17 protein-coding genes are annotated in these 18,892 nt (G+C 35.5%); 12 read left to right on the plus strand and 5 right to left on the minus strand.

Going from position 1 to position 18,892, the window contains the following annotated elements; translation table 11 throughout:
- Positions 1–50: 50 nt before the first annotated feature.
- The gene (locus tag J7604_RS21545) at positions 51–746 is read left to right on the plus strand and encodes a hypothetical protein (protein ID WP_293900679.1); all 696 of its coding nucleotides are present in this window, start codon (positions 51–53) and stop codon (positions 744–746) included.
- On the opposite strand, the gene J7604_RS21550 is transcribed toward J7604_RS21545, so the two are convergent.
- Positions 743–1,702: a CapA family protein gene (locus tag J7604_RS21550; protein ID WP_293900682.1), complete on the minus strand. Its 960-nt coding sequence runs from the start codon at positions 1,700–1,702 to the stop codon at positions 743–745. The two genes, J7604_RS21545 and J7604_RS21550, sit on opposite strands and share 4 nt — an antisense overlap.
- 352 nt (positions 1,703–2,054) lie before the next feature.
- Here J7604_RS21550 and J7604_RS21555 point away from each other — a divergent pair, with 352 nt between their 5' ends.
- Positions 2,055–3,038, plus strand: coding sequence for a hypothetical protein (locus tag J7604_RS21555; protein ID WP_293900684.1), 984 nt, complete (start codon positions 2,055–2,057; stop codon positions 3,036–3,038).
- Positions 3,039–3,253: 215 nt separating this feature from the next.
- On the opposite strand, the gene J7604_RS21560 is transcribed toward J7604_RS21555, so the two are convergent.
- Both J7604_RS21560 and J7604_RS21565 read right to left on the minus strand, forming a co-directional pair.
- Positions 3,254–3,784: a hypothetical protein gene (locus J7604_RS21560; RefSeq protein WP_293900687.1), complete on the minus strand. Its 531-nt coding sequence runs from the start codon at positions 3,782–3,784 to the stop codon at positions 3,254–3,256.
- Positions 3,785–3,795: 11 nt separating this feature from the next.
- Entirely contained in the window at positions 3,796–4,950 is a 1,155-nt protein-coding gene (locus tag J7604_RS21565; RefSeq protein ID WP_293900690.1) for a zinc-dependent alcohol dehydrogenase, read from the minus strand.
- A 627-nt stretch (positions 4,951–5,577) separates the two neighbouring features.
- On the opposite strand from J7604_RS21565, the gene J7604_RS21570 reads away from it, so the two are divergent.
- The 5 genes from J7604_RS21570 to J7604_RS21590 all read left to right on the plus strand — a co-directional run bounded on the left by J7604_RS21570 (position 5,578) and on the right by J7604_RS21590 (position 9,976).
- Positions 5,578–6,582, plus strand: a complete 1,005-nt coding sequence (locus J7604_RS21570) for an ion channel (protein WP_293900693.1) — start codon at positions 5,578–5,580, stop codon at positions 6,580–6,582.
- 131 nt (positions 6,583–6,713) lie between these two features.
- Positions 6,714–7,082: a hypothetical protein gene (locus tag J7604_RS21575; RefSeq protein ID WP_293900695.1), complete on the plus strand. Its 369-nt coding sequence runs from the start codon at positions 6,714–6,716 to the stop codon at positions 7,080–7,082.
- Positions 7,083–7,100: 18 nt separating this feature from the next.
- Entirely contained in the window at positions 7,101–7,655 is a 555-nt protein-coding gene (locus J7604_RS21580; protein ID WP_293900698.1) for a hypothetical protein, read from the plus strand.
- Between the two features lie 254 nt (positions 7,656–7,909).
- Entirely contained in the window at positions 7,910–9,481 is a 1,572-nt protein-coding gene (locus J7604_RS21585) for a bifunctional metallophosphatase/5'-nucleotidase (protein ID WP_293900701.1), read from the plus strand.
- Between the two features lie 24 nt (positions 9,482–9,505).
- The gene (locus J7604_RS21590) at positions 9,506–9,976 is read left to right on the plus strand and encodes a hypothetical protein (protein ID WP_293900704.1); all 471 of its coding nucleotides are present in this window, start codon (positions 9,506–9,508) and stop codon (positions 9,974–9,976) included.
- A gap of 104 nt (positions 9,977–10,080) precedes the next feature.
- Here J7604_RS21590 and J7604_RS21595 read toward each other — a convergent pair whose 3' ends face one another.
- Positions 10,081–10,485, minus strand: coding sequence for an STAS/SEC14 domain-containing protein (locus tag J7604_RS21595; protein WP_293900707.1), 405 nt, complete (start codon positions 10,483–10,485; stop codon positions 10,081–10,083).
- Between the two features lie 240 nt (positions 10,486–10,725).
- On the opposite strand from J7604_RS21595, the gene J7604_RS21600 reads away from it, so the two are divergent.
- The 3 genes from J7604_RS21600 to J7604_RS21610 all read left to right on the plus strand — a co-directional run bounded on the left by J7604_RS21600 (position 10,726) and on the right by J7604_RS21610 (position 13,880).
- On the plus strand, positions 10,726–11,874 hold the full coding sequence (locus J7604_RS21600; RefSeq protein WP_293900710.1) for a hypothetical protein: 1,149 nt from the start codon (positions 10,726–10,728) through the stop codon (positions 11,872–11,874).
- 350 nt (positions 11,875–12,224) lie between these two features.
- Positions 12,225–12,971: a hypothetical protein gene (locus J7604_RS21605; protein WP_293900713.1), complete on the plus strand. Its 747-nt coding sequence runs from the start codon at positions 12,225–12,227 to the stop codon at positions 12,969–12,971.
- 27 nt (positions 12,972–12,998) lie between these two features.
- Positions 12,999–13,880, plus strand: coding sequence for a DMT family transporter (locus J7604_RS21610; RefSeq protein ID WP_293900715.1), 882 nt, complete (start codon positions 12,999–13,001; stop codon positions 13,878–13,880).
- Positions 13,881–13,956: 76 nt separating this feature from the next.
- On the opposite strand, the gene J7604_RS21615 is transcribed toward J7604_RS21610, so the two are convergent.
- Positions 13,957–14,958 (minus strand): AraC family transcriptional regulator, encoded by a 1,002-nt coding sequence (locus tag J7604_RS21615; RefSeq protein WP_293900718.1) that lies wholly within the window; start codon positions 14,956–14,958, stop codon positions 13,957–13,959.
- A gap of 228 nt (positions 14,959–15,186) precedes the next feature.
- On the opposite strand from J7604_RS21615, the gene J7604_RS21620 reads away from it, so the two are divergent.
- Positions 15,187–17,598, plus strand: a complete 2,412-nt coding sequence (locus tag J7604_RS21620) for a TonB-dependent receptor (RefSeq protein WP_293900721.1) — start codon at positions 15,187–15,189, stop codon at positions 17,596–17,598.
- A gap of 31 nt (positions 17,599–17,629) precedes the next feature.
- A complete protein-coding gene (locus J7604_RS21625) occupies positions 17,630–18,862 on the plus strand; it encodes a DUF4374 domain-containing protein (RefSeq protein ID WP_293900725.1) in 1,233 nt (410 codons plus the stop codon).
- Positions 18,863–18,892 lie beyond the last annotated feature (30 nt).

An 18,892-nucleotide genomic window follows, 5' to 3' on the forward strand; every position in this document is an offset into this window, starting at 1 on the left:
AGTTGAGTCAAAAAAAAACAAATTGTTCGATGTTAATTAAATTTTTTGATATGAAAAAAGGGGTAATAAGGATTCTTTTCGTAGTCTTTGGATTACTGACAATAACTGATGGCTTTGGTCAGAAAAGACCACGGATGTTTGAAAGGAATAATTTACATAAAAATAAGTTAAATGTTGTCAGTATTTATCCAGCTGGTGTGCTTAATGTTTTTGATCCATCATTTCAGATCGGATATGATAGAAAAGTACGGGAAAATGTTATCATTCAATTAAGCGGAGGTATTATCTTGCCTCATAGCATATTTGGTTATATAGGGATATTACCCAATCCAGATTATTATAGATTTAATGGCTTTAAAATTATGGGGGAAATAAAATATATTTTAGCCGAAAGCATTAGTGGCAGGCATAACCTTTTTTGTTCATTGGAAGCTTTTTATAAGAAAGAAAGAAATGAAGTGCATGGGCTTGTTTCTCCCGGACCTTCCGAGCCTTATTATACTGACTATTTTACTGTACACAAAGAAGTGGTAGGTGCTGGGTTAAAATTTGGTATGCAATTTATGTTTGGCAGAATGATAATGGAGTTTAATTCAGGAATAGGTTTGAGACATAATTATGTTATTCAAACTAACCGGGATAATCCCGATGATAGATTAGATGGAACACCTAATCACTTACACAGACAAGGTAAGTATTATCGTTTGTATCTTCCATTACATTATAAAATAGGGTATAGGTTTTAATTAGTAGCCAATAATACTTCTCCTTCATCAGTTATTTTGGTTCCGAAAGGGGAGGAAAGATATTGCATCCGGGCAATGGCATATTCTTTGTCATGTCCGGAGGCTAAAGAAACCTGCATGTTTTGAATAATAACAGGTCTTAATTTAAATTTACTTATCTTCTTATTTTTTATACGGCATTCAAATAAAAATGACCTATCGTTTCTTAACAGCTCATCTACAACGTAATCATCAATAAAATCCCCTGTATCATATAGTATTGCCTTACCTCTGTATATCTCAATACCCTGGAAGATATGTGCGCTATGCCCATGAATAATATCTACACCGAGATCAATAAGCCTGTGAGCAAACTCAATCTGTCTTTTCTTCGGTTCTATCTCCATGTTTGGTCCCCAATGAATCGATAAAATCAACACATCTACTTTACTTCTTAATTTTATTACCTCAGATTCCAATTCTTCCGGATCATCAACTGTAATGAAAAATGTACCTGGATGAAGGTTTGCTCTCCATGACGGTTCATTGTCCGTACACCCTATGAGTCCTATCTTTATGTCGTTCTCTTTAATAATTATGGGCTCTTTAGCTTTAGTAATATTTATTCCTGCACCTGAATGAGCTATTGAATGTTGATCAAGAATACGAATCGTTTCTTTCAATCCTTCAGTTCCATAATCGCCTACATGGTTATTGGCAAGATTGACGATATGGATATTGGCAGCTTTAAGCGTGTTGATTTTGTCAGGATCTGCTTTGAAGTTGAATACTTTAGTTACAGGTTGTGTTGATGCAGTAATAGCTGCTTCAAGGTTTATAATATTCACTCCCTCTTGCCTGAGCAATGGTAAAACATCTCCCCATGGATATTCATAACCTGATTCGGAAATCTTAAGATTAACATTTCTTCCAATCATCACATCACCCATGAACCTGATGGTACAAGTATTTTCCATAATAAGCTATTTACTTACAATAACTCTTTATGTTCAAATCTTTGGCGGTCAGTCTTAATTTGTCTTTGTCAAGAGGTTGGCATTATTAGGGATTCTGGATGTGAGGATGGATTTTAATAGAGGATTTTGCTATAGTTAGGGATAAATGGTAAAATTGAGTTAAAAGCAGTGATGATTTGTTCTCTGGCAAACCAATTCTAGTAAATCCTGGCTGCAAGAGAGGACTAAATAGCACAAAGAGGCTATTTTTATGTTGGGAATAGATAACCTTATGTTATTTAAATAAAGTTAATTGGTAGCTTTGCATTCTTAAATACATCCATTTAAAGAGGATTTTGAAAAAAATATAATTATGACTTTTAAAAAACATAAGCTACTGCTAATTTTATTACTTATTTCTCTCACAACTTTTGCACAAGAAGAATCATTACAAATTAGCTGGCCCAAAGAATATAATTGGAAATTAGTTCCTGAAAACGATTCTACCATACATAGATTAATTCCTTTTGATCAATCTTATAATAAATGGACAATTTCAGTTGCCACTCAGACTTATAAGGGGCTTATAATTAAACAATTTAAAAATATAGAAAATGAATTTTTAAGGTCTGCCAGACTTGAAAGTCCAAATGCGAAATTAACACATATAGACGAGGCAGCTGATTCAGATAAACAGTGGGTACTATTTAAAACTGAATCAGAATCCTTTACTAATGACCCTAATCCTGAATCCTCTATTTTTTATGTAGTGCAAACAAAGCTAAATCTTTATGTTGGCACAGTAACTTTTAAAGAAAAGTTAATCAATAAAAATCAACAAGCCGAATGGACTCTGATCTTTAAAACTAGTAAGATAGTTTACCTAAATCCTAACAAGGGTTTTCAAAGAATTACAGATTCAGTAAATCACTTTTCTATTGAAATTCCTAAAAGTTGGAAATATTTAAAGCAAGAGAACGAAGCTCTTAAATTTATTGCATATAGGACAAAAGAAAATACTCTGGACATTCCCAGGGAAAACATTAATTTAAATTTTATCAGAAAGCCCAACTCAAATTTAGATGTTGAATATTTAAATTTTATAAAGGCATTAAATACTCCGGAATCTGAAACAATCATTATAAAGGAAGGAGTATCATTAATTGATAATAGAAAAATTAAATGGGTAATTGAAACATCAAAGAATGAAAATTCAGGTGAAAGAATGAAATATTATTCAATAGTATTTTATGTGGATGATACGACAGTAATATTAACCTGCACAGGACTTGAGAAATCATTTGATGATTATAAAAGTCTATTTGAACGAATTGGAAATAGTATCCGATTCTTTTAAGAGCTTAAGTAAGAGAGGGCCTTCAATAAGCACGTTTGAATCGTTAGTAAGTCCAAAAGAGTACGGAAGGACTTTTATTTTTAGAGTTGAGATAAGATTTATGAGAATAGCGATTCAATCGCCATTCTCGTAAATCCTCGCTGCAAGCGAAGACTATTGAGGAAAAAAACTGTTCATCTAGAAAATCCCGGACAGACAAGCCTTCCGGGATTTCATTAAATATTTTTCAAAGCCTTTTTAATCAATTTTTCATCATTGAATATTCTGCCTCTGAATAGAATTAGCCCAACAGCAGAAACAATGCCCACATGCGCAGCTATTCTGGCGACCGCAGCTTTCCTGTTATACTTCCACATAGCTTTAAATCCTATTTCAGCATAAATATTAGGAATCTTTCCTTTCTTCAAATCATCAAAAATTCCTTCCACAACATTCACACGATCTGCAATAAGCAAAGGCAACCAATGACTGAATTGTCCTTCGCTGTTTTTATATGCATATCTTCTGATTGCGCCACTAAGACCTTTAGGTGGCACAGACGTTCCGAATACTGCGCTTAAGTTAGGTCTTTCCGTTGATTTAAGAATTTCCACAGTTTCAGCCTGCTGTACAGATCTTTCCCAATTATATCCGTTTTGTTCTTCATCCGTACGGTTGGGCTTCATAGGGTAGGTGGGATCATTTTCCGGATCCGCATCTATTCCCCAGTCTTTAATATCTGGTAATGCTTTTGATGTTTTTTCCATAGTGTATTCTTTTATTCTTTTGCTGTAGGTGGAATCAGTATAGGTTTGATACAATTATCCAGTTTGTCCGAAAAGATCCTGTATGCATCAGATATGTTTCTTAGAGGCATCCTGTGCGTAATTAATGCTTTCGGTTTGATCGTTCCCTTTTGAACATGATCGATTAGTTTTGGTAACAATCTTTTTACCGAAGCCTGATTGGCACGTATGGTAATACCTTTATTCAATACGTTTCCTATAGGTACCAGATTTCCTGTAGGTCCATATACCCCTACTATGGAGACAATACCACCTTTTTTAACTGAATTGATAGCCCAGAATAATGCTGTAGCAGAACCTGCCTGCAACAGTGTTTTTCTTCCTGTTATCGTCTGCATAGCACTACCGGCAGCTTCAGCGCCAACGGCATCAATACAGACATCAGCCCCAAGCCAGTCAGTAGTTTTCTTGATAAATTCAACAGGATCTCCAAGCGATCTGAAATTATAAGATTCGCATTTAGCATAGTTCTTTACAAACTCCAGCCTGAATTCATTCTGGTCAATGACAATGACTCTTCCCGCTCCAAATAACCATGAACATTTGGCAGCCATTATTCCAATAGGTCCGGCACCAAATATTACAACTGTATCTCCTGGCTGAATTCCACCCATCTCTGCTGCCTGGTAACCTGTGGGAACTACGTCTGTTAACATTACAGCATCGTCAAGATCCATTCCTTCCGGTATAATAGTGGGACCAAAATTTGCATAAGGTACCCTCACATATTCTGCTTGTCCTCCGTCATAGCCACCTGCAGTGTGAGAATATCCGAAGATACCTCCGACTGCTGTAGCTTCAGGATTAGATTCATGACAATTGCCATACAATCCCTGCCTGCAGAAGGAACATTTTCCGCATGCAATATTAAATGGTACCAGTACTTTATCTCCCAACTTTAATTTATTAACTTCTGATCCTAACTCTACCACTTCTCCCACGAACTCATGACCAAAAGTAGAACCTACACGAGTGTCTGGTACATTTCCATTATATAAGTGCAGGTCAGATCCACATATGCATGAGCGTAATACTTTCACAATACAATCCTCAGGATGAAGGATTTCTGGCATAGGTTTTTCTTCTGCACGGACCCTTCCTGGGCCCCGATAATTCATTGCAAGCATATCTTAGTTTATGTTATAATATATTTGATGTTGGCTTGATTCTTATTTTAGAATCATCCCTTTTTAAAGAACCTCTTGTATTGTTTAAAAGTTAATACTTCAATTTATTGGCTTTTAAGTGTTTTGTATTTGGTTGAAATTTAAATGGTTGGTTGTTATTGCTACTTTCTAAAACTTATGGTAAACAGTGGGGAATTGTTAAATGTATATCGATGTAAGAACTTTTATATCTGCTTTTGATAGGATCAAAGATTACTTAATTTCATAGTTGAATACAAAGTATTGGTATGCTGTATGAAGAAAGCTTTTAAAATTATAATAACAATCATTATTGTATTGTATATTCCATTCTCATTTTTATTAGACACAGCAATCGGAGCGTCTTCTCATAATATTCCATTTAAAAGCAGAGAAGATACAGAACGGCATTTGTATATTAGTTTAGTTGTAGGATTGATATTCATAGCTCTGATTTGGCTACCCTGTAAGAAGATTTTTAAAAGCAATCCTTGACCATAGAATAATTGATATCAACAGCCTTAAACATGGCAATAGCGCAATTTTTCCCTTAGGGAATAGTTTTTTCTTATACCTCAAACTTTGGCTTGCTATCGAAGTTTTTTAAGTATGGAGCAAGGTCCCGATAAAAAATCAGAAAAATGCAATAAACATCCGTTTACCACTCAATATAAAATTGAAGAGTTGGGGTTTGGTAGTTCTCCAGAAACAGAGAATGAACGTCTGATATTCCATGATGGTAGGTTTAATGTGCGCAGATCAGGACTTATGCTTTACGGAAGAAATAATAGCCTGTATCATTGGTTTACTTCTGCTGATTGGGCTACATTTTCCATTGCGATCATTATCCTGTATCTTATTTTCAATTTGTTCTTCACCGGCCTCTACTATATCGCAGGTATTGAAGGAGTAGTCAGAAGACCAGGCTTAAATACTATTGAAAAGTTTTTCGAAGTATTCTTTTTTTCTTCTCAAACATTGACGACAGTGGGGTATGGAAGAGTAAGCCCTTTGGGATTAGGAGCTAACCTGGTTGCATTTTTTGAGTCCCTTACTGGCTTAATGTGCTTCGCCGTGGCAACTGGAATCATGTATGGGCGTTTCTCTATGCCCAATGTAAAACTGCTGTCCAGCGATCAGGCGCTTATTGCTCCTCATAAAGGTAAAAAATCTTTTCAGTTCAGAATTGCCAATGCACGCAAAAATCAATTGCTGGACGCTGAGGTGCAGCTGATTTTTTCGTGGGTGGATGCTTCATGTGATAGGCCGATACGAAAGTTTAATAACCTTAAATTGGAAATTAATAAAATCAATTTCTTTCCATTAAACTGGACACTGGTTCATGTTATAGATTCAGAAAGTCCTATTCAAGGTTGGACCAAAGAAGATCTCGAAGAATCCAATGTTGAATTTCTTGTTTTGTTTAAGGCTTTTGATGATGTATACAGTCAGGTCGTGCATTCGAGAGTCTCATACAAACATAACGAAATCGTTTGGGGTGCTATTTTTGAATCCATGTTTCATACAGACAGGCATGGAGAAACATTGCTTGAAATGAAGAAAATAAGCAATTATACTTTGATAAAAGGAAGTGATCTGTTCGACCAGTTATAGATTTTTAAACAGGCATTTACTTAATTTTCATCAACAAACTTATGTTACAATTGTCAGAAGCTTCAGGATTTAATTCCATTCAGCATCTCATTTGATTATTACTGCTTAAATGGATATTTTTATAGTGAGTAATGAAAAATATACATTTGAGACTTTTAGTAATATTATTGGGATTGACTTTGGGCGGATGTAACAAGTATACCAATAAAGAAAAATATGTTATTTCCATCGGTAAAAAATTGGACCTCTATTATTCTACTAATTCTTGTTGCTGCTACTGTCTGTCCAACGAAAAGGAATTGAAGCATATTAACTTATTAGGAAGAAAAATGATTGACAAGAGACCTAAAAATTGTGAAGGATGTAATTATATAGCAGCTTTTACTTTGCAGGGTAAATCTATTGGCGTTGATACTATAGAATTAAAGTTATTGACAGCAACTATGAGTTGTGATGAAAGTGAAGGTCAAATTGAAAGATATATAATTGAAGTAAAATAAGGTTGAGGTAATTTTGAGATGAGATATACTTACTACTTATTCATTATTTTTTTAATTGGTTGTACTCATGGGCCTAAAGCAGCTAAAGAAAAGTATCAGGTAAAATTTGATTCGACAATAGATTTTACTTTTAAACAGCTATATTCATACAGGCCTATCGATAACATGTATTATGGTGGTGCTGGTTTAATTTGTATTGATACAATCATATCTAAGGGACATAAAACAATAAAAATAGATACATTGGAAAAAGCTTTTACGATATCAGATTCAGGTGGGGTAGCTATTCTAATTATGTCCAATAAGATTCTTTATAAAGCAAATAATGTGTTGATTCATTTGGATTCTCTGGGGAATTTAAAGAAGGCAGGTTATGCAAACTTAGGTAAAGATGATAAGTTAGCAATTGCTGATGCTAATAATGCTATTCTCACCCTTAAAAAAAAATCATTTGATGAAAGAGATACTATAGTTGGATTCATTGAGCTAAATGTGAATACAAATAATCCATCCGATAGTCTTTCAATCAAAAGCAGTTGCAGAGGATATTTTAAAGCTTTAATATATGACTAAAGTTGAAGCGGTTGATCGTGAAGGTTATTCTATGGTCGGAAATAAATTACGAAACTAGGTGTGAAGGGATAATAAAGGAAGTATGTCTGCTGTTGATGGTGTTGCTTATTTTGGAATCTATCTTAGTTTGAATCAAAAAAAAGAGGGTGGGACTTATCTTTGTATTTAGACCTGAATAATATTTTTTATACTTTTATCATCAATTGGAACTTATTCAATTTTCCAAGCTAATCATCTTTCTATTTTAAATATTCATGAAATCCCATAGCCTTTTAGCATTAGTATGTTTGCTGGTCTCTTTAAATTATATTTCCTGTCAGAGAAAGCTTTCAGGAAATGATAAACCACTTACTTTTACTATTCTCCAGATCAATGATGTTTATGAGATTGAACCACTTTCAGGAGGTGAAGAAGGCGGCATGGCACGTGTTGCTACTGTTAGAAAGGATTTAATTAAAGACAATAAAAACACGATAGCGGTGCTTGCAGGTGATTTTGTCAGTCCGTCTTTTATGGGAACATTGAAGTATAAAGGACAACGTCTTGCAGGTAAGCAGATGGTAGATGTAATGAATGCAACAGGAGTGGATTATGTCACTTTTGGTAATCATGAATTTGATATTGAGAAAAAGCAATTACAGGAAAGAATCAATGAATCAGAGTTTGCATGGATATCTTCCAATGTTGAAGAAAAAAAAGCAGATGGAAGCACAGGACCTTTCAGGAAATATAAGAGTGGAACTTCAGAAGTGATAAGGCCCTATGCAATTCATAAGTTTGATTATGAAAACGGTCAATCGCTTCGACTTGGAATTATAGGGGTAACACTTCCTTTGAATAAGGCAGATTCAATAGTTTATGATATTTGGTATTTTACTTTGCAGGATGCTTATGAAAAAATCAAAGACAGTTGTGATGTAATTATTGGTCTTACACATCTTGAAATAGGTATGGATAAATATATTGCCGAAAGGGTTCAGGGACTTGACCTTATCATTGGCGGTCATGAACATATGAACATGGAAAAAAAAGTTGGAAAGGTTAAGATCTGTAAAGCAGATGCCAATGCAAAATCTGCCTATATTCATAAGTTTACTTATAAACCCAGAACTCGTAAAGTAAGCGTTATTTCTGAATTGAAAGCTATCAATTCATCGATCGCTTTGGATTCAGAGGTAAATAGTACGGTACAAAAATGGGTCGCATTCAGAGATAGTGCAGTGATCTCTCTGGGCTTTGTTGCAGGGGAAACACTGATGAGTGCAGATGTCCCGCTGGAAGCAAGGGAATCACTTGTAAGGTCAACGTCAACTAATTTTACAAGACTTGTTACCAATTCTCTTTTATACTCCTTCCCGGTAGCAGATATTGCAATTTTAAATAGCGGCAGTATAAGGATTGATGATCAGCTGAAAGGTGAGATAACACAGGCAGATATATTAAGAGCTTTACCTTTTGGAGGAAGTCTTTCTCTTGTACGGATGACTGGTGAAGAGTTGGTAAGGATATTAGATGCCGGCACTTCGGATGCTCAAAAATGGAATGGTGGATTTTTGCAGATTGCTGGGGCTGAAAGAATAAATAATAAGTGGCTTTTAAATGGAAAGGAGATAGTCTCGAATCATACTTATACTGCAGTGATGCCTACCTTTCTTTCAACAGGTAAAGAAAAAAATCTTGAGTTTATAAATAAATTTGCTCGGACAACGCCTGATACTCTTGGTAATTCCGGCATTGAGAACGGCTATACTAAAAACGATGTTAGAAATTCCGTTATCGCATATATTAAATCCGGAATGAAAAGCCCATTATGGGTAAATGAATAAGCTACGATTATAAAGATTTTTAAAATGTTAAAGCATATATCTGATAAGCTTCGTGAAGCTGAATTAAAACTTGAGCTTAGATTTCCAAAAAAACTTTTTGATTTTATCAGAAAGCTGGAAAGTCCTGAGGTAATGTTTGGAGAAGAAGAATGGCTTTTTCCCACCGTGACTGAAAACCCAGATGACCCTTCAGAAAATTTCATTGTGTCAAAATCTATGTGGTTTAAAAGTCAATGGAATATGAATGCACTGGTATTCGCTGTCGGACGATATGGAGATTATCTTCTCGCTATTCAGAGTAAAGATGGAAAAATGCTAAAACAAATATTTGTACTTATTGATGAAAGTTCAGAGATAAAAATTTTTAATACAAGCCTTGATAAATTACTTGAATATGGGCCCTTTGATTATATGGAATGGAGTGATTATTACCTTAAGCTTGAAGATGGAGAAGTCCAGGAAGGGGATGAAATGAGTGATTCAGGTGATTTTTAATCTTACTAAAAGGTGTTCAATGTTTGCCGGTGATAGAAGACCGTATTCATCAATGTATAAATTAATTTAAGGAAGATGTGCTTCGTCTATGAGATGGTCGAGCGCTAGGATTTTTCTATTTCCACTTGATTAAGCCAGGCAATAGCCTCTCCTTCATTGTCAAATTGCTTTATTATCATTAGGTCTCTGTTTTCTATTTTAGACGCAATATTTTCTACAGCAACCCTATTAAAATAACTTTTGGGTTTTATAATAGCGATAGCTTTAAATCCTTTTTCAGTACCGCGAGGAATAAAGCTGTGCTCGATCCAGTTTTGATCTTCCATACTAATAAGGATCATCTCTTTGAGATTTGCCAGTACCTTATTGGCCTTATGCTCTATCAATGTTTTCAACATTTTTTCGGAACCCTCTTTTAATTGCCTGCTGGTTGAATAACCATGCCAATTCATCACTACTGCTTTAAGTTCGGGGTTGAAAAAAATATCGTAGACAGGTTTTGTATCCATTAAAAGTGTGATTAATTCCCCTACAACTTAAAATGGGGAATATTGTTTGTGGAATTTGTTAAATTTTTATTGTTTTTGCTGGATTATCACTTTAAACTGATACAAGAAAGAACTCCTGTAATCCTTGTGTTCTATTAAGGATGGGAGTTCTCCATTCCATATGGACTTTTCGAAAAAAATAATTTCTTACCTATATTTACTTCTATCTATTAACCAATTCATTTCAATAAAATTAACTTTATGAAAAAAATATTTTTATTCTTTCTTCTGATCTCACAATTGACATATGCTCAGGAGAAATATTCAGGAGTCTCCACACATTTTGAGGCCCTGGGGACACCTTATGGAGGGTGTGGTGTTCCTCCAGATCTTGTTGAGTCGGAATATTTCGTTGCATTGAATGTTTATCACTCACCTGGAGTAAGTACCTCATGGCCCCGTCCTTTAACAGGAACAGATACTATTTTTAAAGGCGAATTTAATAATGGCCATAACTGTGGTCGATGGGTCAGAGTTTCTATAATGGAAGACTGTATCGGAGGAACCAATGACGGAGCTCTGGGGCAGCAATTTTGTAGGGGGGCAAATGCTAAGTGGACACATGATAAATATTCTTATGCTTATCTCAATATGATTGTAACGGATGCATGCGGTGATGGAAATGGTTGGTGCAGGGACAGCAAATACCATCTTGATTTGCATACTCCATCCCTGAATAAATTTGAAAAAGACGGACAGCCTATAACAGATATGTATCCTGGCCATTTTAATAATAGAAAGATCGAGTGGGAATATATTAAGGCTCCCGGTTATACGGGAGATATTGATATTTATTTTATGCAAAACTCCCAGCAATACTGGGCTAGTATATTTATAAATCATCTGGAGAATGGAATCCATAATGTAGAACAAAAAGTTGGGAAGCAATGGGTTAAATTAAAAACAAATAGCGATATGGGGCAAGCCTATCTTCTGGATCCAGCAGAACAGCCGTATAGAATAAGAGTTTGGGATGCCGAAGATAAACTTGTCAATAATGGAAGAGAATATATATTTTCTTTACCTGCTGCTTGCGGAAGCAAGTGTCCCGTTCCGGCTACAAAAGCTACCTATCAGATCAATGATCCTGTAATAACATCAGTTAATAATGTCAGTGAAGATAAATTCTTTTATGTTGGAGGTGCCAACGATAATCATATAATAATGTGGGATCTTAATGAACTGGTATATTCTGTACAGCTTGTTGATTTGTTGGGCAGAACAGTTAAGGAGTTTAAAGTAGATTCTGTAAAAGGCACCCTTGATCCGGGCACTTTATCTGGAGGTTGTTACCGAGTGGTTTTTTATGGAAACAATAGTATTATAGCCTGTAAGACATTAATAAAGTAAACAAGCATTTAATTATCACTAATAACTATAAAAGCCGACCATGTAGTCGGCTTTTCATTTTTAAATATATGACTTTGCATGGCATCTCTAATATATTGTTTGGTTGTTATAGTGTCTGATTTTAAAGTTGTTATCAATGAGAAGTTGGTAAATGGAATAAGCAGTTCAAATTTTATTCATAATGGAAAAAAAAGTGTCAATTGATTAAGTAAGAAAGAATCAGAAGTTTACGTCTCATGTAAAAAGAGATTATTAAGTTGTTTGGATAAACGAGCTACTAGGTGAAATATGAGAAAGGCACTGCAAATTTTTTCGTATATTTATGATATTAAATTTAAATATACTTTTTTATGATGCTGGGATACTATACCCCTGTTTTGATATTGCAGGCTTTATGTTTATATCATGCTTACAAAAATAATAATCAGCAAAAGTGGTATTGGTTGATATTGTTTTTTCCCGTCTTTGGATGTCTCATTTACCTGTATGAGAATTTTTACAGTAAACGCTTTATCAGCAATCTGTCAGAAGGTGTAAAGGCTCTTGGAAACAGCAATCACAGGATAGAACAACTGGAGAGACAAGTCAAATTTAATGACAGTTATACCAATAAGGTAAACCTTGCTGATGCTTATATGAGAGTGCAGAGGTATGAGGAGGCAGTTAATTTGTATGAAATGTGTCTAGAAGGATTTATGGCAGAAGACCCTGTGTTGTTGATGAAATTGTTAAGTGCTTATTATCAGAATGGAAATTACAAAAAGGTAATTTTCATTGGTGAAAAACTTACTTCCAATAAAACTTTTAAAAATGCGGAAGAAAGAATTGCATTAGCCTGGTCATACTTTTTTGATAATCAGCAATCAGTTGCAATAGATATTTTTAAGGACTTGGATAAGACTTATACGAATTTCAGACATCGAATAGAATATTCAAAACTTCTGATAAAACTGGACCAACAGGAGGCTGCTGAGTTAAAGCTTCAAGTGCTGATGGAAGAGTTTGAGCACATGAAGCCACTTGAAAGAAAGGTAAACAGACCTCTGATCAGTGAAACTAAAAAGATGCTAAAGGAATTGGATAAGGTGAAGTCGTAAGTTGTGCGTTATTTCTAGAAATATTTTATGGAACAGTCGGAAAATCTGGTAGCCAAGTCGGGAAAATTTAGCGCATATCTGGCTGCTATAGTTGTAGTATTTATCTGGTCGGGTTGGATTACTTTGTCGAGAATGGGTGTACATACAAATCTTACACCATATGATATAACATTATTGAGGTTTGGGACAGCGGCCATATTAACCTTACCTTTTAGTTTGCGATATGACTGGAAGAGTGTTAAATGGCATCAGATTATGCTAGTTGCTCTTGGTTGCGGGTTTCCATATACTATGTTATCATTTATCGGCTTGAAAACGACCAAGGCTGCAAATGCCGGAGTACTGGTGAATGGTATGCTTCCTGTTATCGGTTTGCTTTTTACTATCTTATGGTTTAAAGAAAGAGTAAGCAAAATGAAATATCTGGCAATCTTTGTTTTGTTGACTGCAAACCTGCTGATGGCAAATCTCGCCTCTAGCTTTTCAGCTTCATACCTGCCTGGTATTCTTTGTTTACTTTCTGCTGCGTTGGTATTTTCAACTTATATGGCAGCTACAAGGCGGTGGGGATATGGTATGAAAGATGTGATCGCATTTGTGCCTTTGGTGAACGCGGTGTTGTTCTTTCCGCTGTGGCTTATGAATCCTTCCGCTATTTTGAGTTCTCCTGCTCAGGATGTGTTAATACAAATGATTTATCAGGGAGTTGTAGTGAGTGTTTTTGCATTGTTGTTGATTACCTTTAGTGTAAGCAAACTTGGATCCGGCCCTATGTCTGTATTTTTATCATATGTACCTGTGGTAACGGCAGTCCTTGCCTTCTTTTTTCTCAAAGAATCACTATCATATACTGAACAAGCCGGCATTGTCTTATGTTCTGCCGGCTTGATGATCTATGCAAAGAGTTGAAATGAAAATACATTTCCTGAAAGATAATCAGTAACGTGAATCCAAATTTACTAATTGATTGATTTGATGATAATAGTTAGACATTCCTCCTCAGTTCAGAAGGTGAAAAGCCATAGTGCTTTTTGAATGCAGAACTGAAGTGATTGGCATTTTTATATCCCAGATGAAGTGCAATCTGATTAATATTCATCTCCCCTGAAAGCAGTAATTTCCTGGCTTCTTCCATTCGTTGCTGAAGTAGATAACCGAATACCGTTGTACCATAAACTTCTTTAAATGTCTTCTTTAAGTGAAACTCATTGGTGCCTACCATGTGCGCCAGATCTATCAGAGAGCAAGGAGACTGTATGTTATTCATGATGATTTCTCTTGCATGTTCCATGATTTCTACATCCTTTTTTCTTAATGATTTTCTTGATTGACAATTCTCTGATAATGAATATAGCTCATATTGTTCAAACTGAAGCATGAGCAATTCTATCACTTTGGCTTCAATCATCCATCTTCTATAATATCCGGTGCTTTGAATATTCTTTATATCATGAAGGATTGCTAACATGCCTGGAGTTAATGGGAGATTTGCAGAACTAATTTTTCCAGGATTGCCTTTTAGAATAGCTTGTCTGAATGAGTCAAATAACTCGTTCTCTGGCAATAGCTTTAAGAATAATACAGGGTTAACATGAATTCTTACAAGCTGAATGTTATCCGAAGGAGTATGTTCGTGTTGTGCTTCATAGTTTGAGTAATAAAGTATGTTATGCTGGTTTGCAAAGTAAGTAAACGGTTCGCTATCCTGAATTATTTCAGTTAATGAATTTCCTGAAAGTAGGAATTGAAGTGTGATAATAGAGAAATCATACTGAAAGAGAAACTTGAAATTTTCATCTAAAGTGATTGCACTAAAGCTAAGCCAAAGGTCTTTCATGTATATATCATGAGCATTACCAAAGGTAGTATTAAAGCCTATATCGTGGATGGTCTCGGTTAGCGGGACTTTAGGGCTCTCAATTACGGCTGGATATAGTATATCCAATTCACCTTTAAAAGGCTCCAGGTTTATTATCTTAAGTTTCATTTTCCCTCTATATGTATGCTAATACTGAAGGTTTGTATTGCCTTCAGTATTAGCTTTATATTATTAATGCACTACTCTTTAATGCCCTCCGAACTGTTTGAATTAAGACGCAATTAATCCCTCATTTGTATATTTTACTCCCTTTGGCGTACCCGATTTTGGGGTGGAGAAAATTATCTTTGTTGCTCAAATTTAAATGGAATTAGTCTAAATAAAAAGTACAAGATAATGAGTGAATGGGTTCGATTCGATAAAATCCTTTGTAATACAGTAGTTTATGTGTTGGTCTTTTTTTCATTTTTTTCAGCTCAGGCTCAAAATGATGAAATGGGGACAGTAAAAGGACGTATTCAGTTAGAAGATGGTGAACCTGCAATTTTTGCTTCAATAGGTGTAAAAGGAGAGAGTAAAGGTGAATTGACAGACGAGGAAGGAAGATTTGAATTACAGTTGAAACCGGGAAAATATACTATCATTATTCAATTGGTTGGTTATGAAAATATCGAAAAAGTAATTGATGTTAAAGCAGCCGAAAGTGTTGAGTTGGCTTCAGTTGTATTGAAAGCTCCAGACAATCATCTGGAAGAAGTGAAAGTATTTGGCAAGTCAGAAATCCAGGAGGTTCAGCAACAATCTTATAACGTAGCAACAATAGATGCTAAAAAGCTTCATAATTCAACACTTGATCTGAGTTCAGCTCTGGATAAGGTTTCTGGCGTGCGTGTGAGAGAAAGCGGAGGGGTAGGCTCTAATTTTAATTTTTCGCTGAATGGATTTACAGGTAGACAGGTTAAGTTTTTTATGGATGGAATTCCAATGGATAATTTTGGCTCCTCTTTTCAGATTAATAACATTCCTATTAACCTGGCTGAAAGAATAGAAGTGTATAAAGGTGTCGTTCCTGTATGGCTGGGAGCAGATGCTTTAGGGGGTGCAGTAAACATTGTTACCAATGCAAACAGAAGAAATTATTTAGATGCATCCTATTCCTATGGATCATTTAATACGCATAGAACATCAATCAATGCTGGATATACTTCTAAGTCTGGTCTTACTGCACAGTTAAATCTATTTCAAAACTATTCAGATAACAACTATTGGGTATATGCTGATGTGGCACAGATTCCTTCAGGTCTATATCTGAAAGACCAACGTGTGAGGAGGTTCCATGATACATACAGAAATGAAACACTGATTGCCAATGTGGGAGTAAGAAGAAAAAAATTTGCAGACCTGTTATTACTTGGTGTCACGCTTGGACAGAACCGAGCCGATATTCAGACCGGAGCCCGCATGGTGAGTGTGTTTGGTGACTTTTACAGAAAAGGAAATACCATTATGCCTTCGTTTCGATACAGTAAAAGTGATCTTTTAATCAAAGGTTTAACTCTTAATGTTACAGGAAACTATAATCTGGGACAGGAACAAAATGTGGATACGGTAGCACGTCGATATAACTGGTTTCAGCAATATACAAACACAACAAGTCCAGGAAGTGAACGTGAACGTTCCTTATATAAATTCAGGAATAATAATGCTATTGCTACAGCAAACATCTCTTATAAGTTCAATAATAAGCATTCGATAGCATTGAATAATGTAATAACTTCTTTTAACAGAAAAGGGGAAGATGAACTTAGACCTGATGCAGAAGCATTAAAACAACCGAAGATTACCCTAAAGAATATAATAGGGCTTGGTTATAAATATGATTTTAATGCCCGCTGGAGCACTTCTGTTTTTGTAAAGCAGTTTATTCAGAAAAATACATCTTCTCTTTCTGCTGAAGGGCCTGGAGGGTGGGGAAATACTATCTATATAAAACAACATTCTTTATTCAATAAGACTGGATTTGGATTAGCTACTTCTTATTTTCTTTCAAGCATAATTCAAGTGAAAGCTTCCTATGAGAAAAGTTACAGACTTCCCGAAAATGAAGAGTTGTTTGGTGATATGATCAACCTCTCAGGAAATAATTCTTTAAAGCCGGAAAGCAGCCATAACCTTAATCTTGGAGCAACTCTCAATAAGACTTTCGCATCTAATCATGTATTAGTGCTGGAAGGAAATATTATGTATAGAGAGGCCTATGATTTCATTCGTCCGGCCCTGGTTACCAATGGCACTCATCAGATAATGACAAATCAGAGAGATGTAAATAATATCGGATTTAATGGTGATGTCAGATATTCCTTTAAAAGGTTATTCCATGCTGGTGCGAATCTGACTTATCAGAATCTTAGAAACAATACCAAATACGAGGAAGGAAGCTCTAAGCCAAGTACTGTTTACAGAGACAGAGTACCGAACATCCCTTATTTGTTTGGTCATATCGATCTTGGCTTTACCTTCAATAACGTTGGTGCAAAAGGAAACAGATTAAATATCGGATATAATTTATTATATGTGTATGAATACTATTTAAGATGGCCAAGTCAGGGAACTGCCACTGAAAAGTATACCATACCAGCTCAAATTTCTCATGATGTGAGTATGGTTTATTCTATGGCTAATGGAAAATACAATATCGGTCTGGAATGTACCAACCTCACTGATAGCAGACTTTATGACAATTTCAGCTTGCAGAAACCGAGCAGAGGGTTTTATATCAAGCTCAGGTACTTTCTTACAGAGAAATAATTTTAATTCAAACTATATATAATTTAATACAATGAAAAATAAAAATCAATGGGTCTGCATGGCTTTGGGGCTGGGATTATTTGTAGCATCATCATGTGAGAAGAAAAAAGATCCATCTCCTGGTGAAGTTGGCGGTCTTACAGGTCAGACAAAATTTGTTATCGCTGCAAGTCCTGAAGGTACTCTTGGAGAATCTTCCAACTATCTTCTTACATCTGGTGATCTTACGTCTGGAAGCATCAGTACTAAAGGAAATGGAATAGAACAGGATGGCTACCGTTATTATGTTTTTCATAAAAATAAAGTCTTTAGCTTGTTGTATGGACAGGGAAATCCAGGGGCAGTTACAGCATACATGCTCAATACTGCTGGTGAACTGCAAAAGACTCATGAGTTGCAAACAGAATCTGTTCATGTATTCGGAACAGTAAACGATGAAATTCTTTTAATTAAAGTTCCGCGTCAGGGAGATGCTAACGCTACTATGTTCAGGGTAGATGCAAACAACCCACAGATTTTAGCTTCCAAGACAATCAATATTGTAGACCTTGCAGGAAACGGAGAGCGTGCGCATTTTACCGGAGCATTTCAGGTAGGTAACAAAGTATATGCACCTTATATGTGTATCAAGGGTATTACAGGAAGTGCATTTCATACAAACTACACGGACAGCAGCTGGGTGGCAGTATTTTCCTATCCTGATCTGAATCTTGAGAGAGTTATCAGAGATAACAGAACAAGTTATTTCGGATATTATTTTGCACAAAATTGTCTAAAAGAAGTTGAAAACGGAGATGTTTATGCATTCTCAAGAGCAGTTGTAGAGGGGGCTGGAGTAGTTCCTTCAACTAAACCTTCTGCTATTGTTCGTATTAAAAAAGATGCTACTGAATTTGATAAGAGCTATTTTTTCAATGTTCAGGAGAAATCAGGTGGTCACCATTTGTATAGCGAAAAATATTTCGGAGATGGAAAGTTTTTGCTTACCATGTTTGCTGAAGCAGGAAAAACCAGCGGAAGTGTTAAATATGCCATTGCAGATGTTTTTGCAGAAACCTTTACCTGGGTTACCGGCATTCCAAATGCACCAACCCATGTTGCGATGCATCCATACGTTTGGCCTGATAAAAAGACAATTTCTCTGGGTATCACTACTGGCGCTGATGGTCCATATATCTATAACATCAATGTAAACGGTACAGCAACAAGAGGTATGCAGGTGGAGTCAGGAAGTGTCACAGCTGTTGGAAGTCTTGAGTATTAATTCTATTAAATAGTTTTTAAAACCTGATCT

It is taken from the genome of Sporocytophaga sp., from assembly GCF_017745095.1.
Taxonomy (GTDB): Bacteria; Bacteroidota; Bacteroidia; order Cytophagales; family Cytophagaceae; genus Sporocytophaga.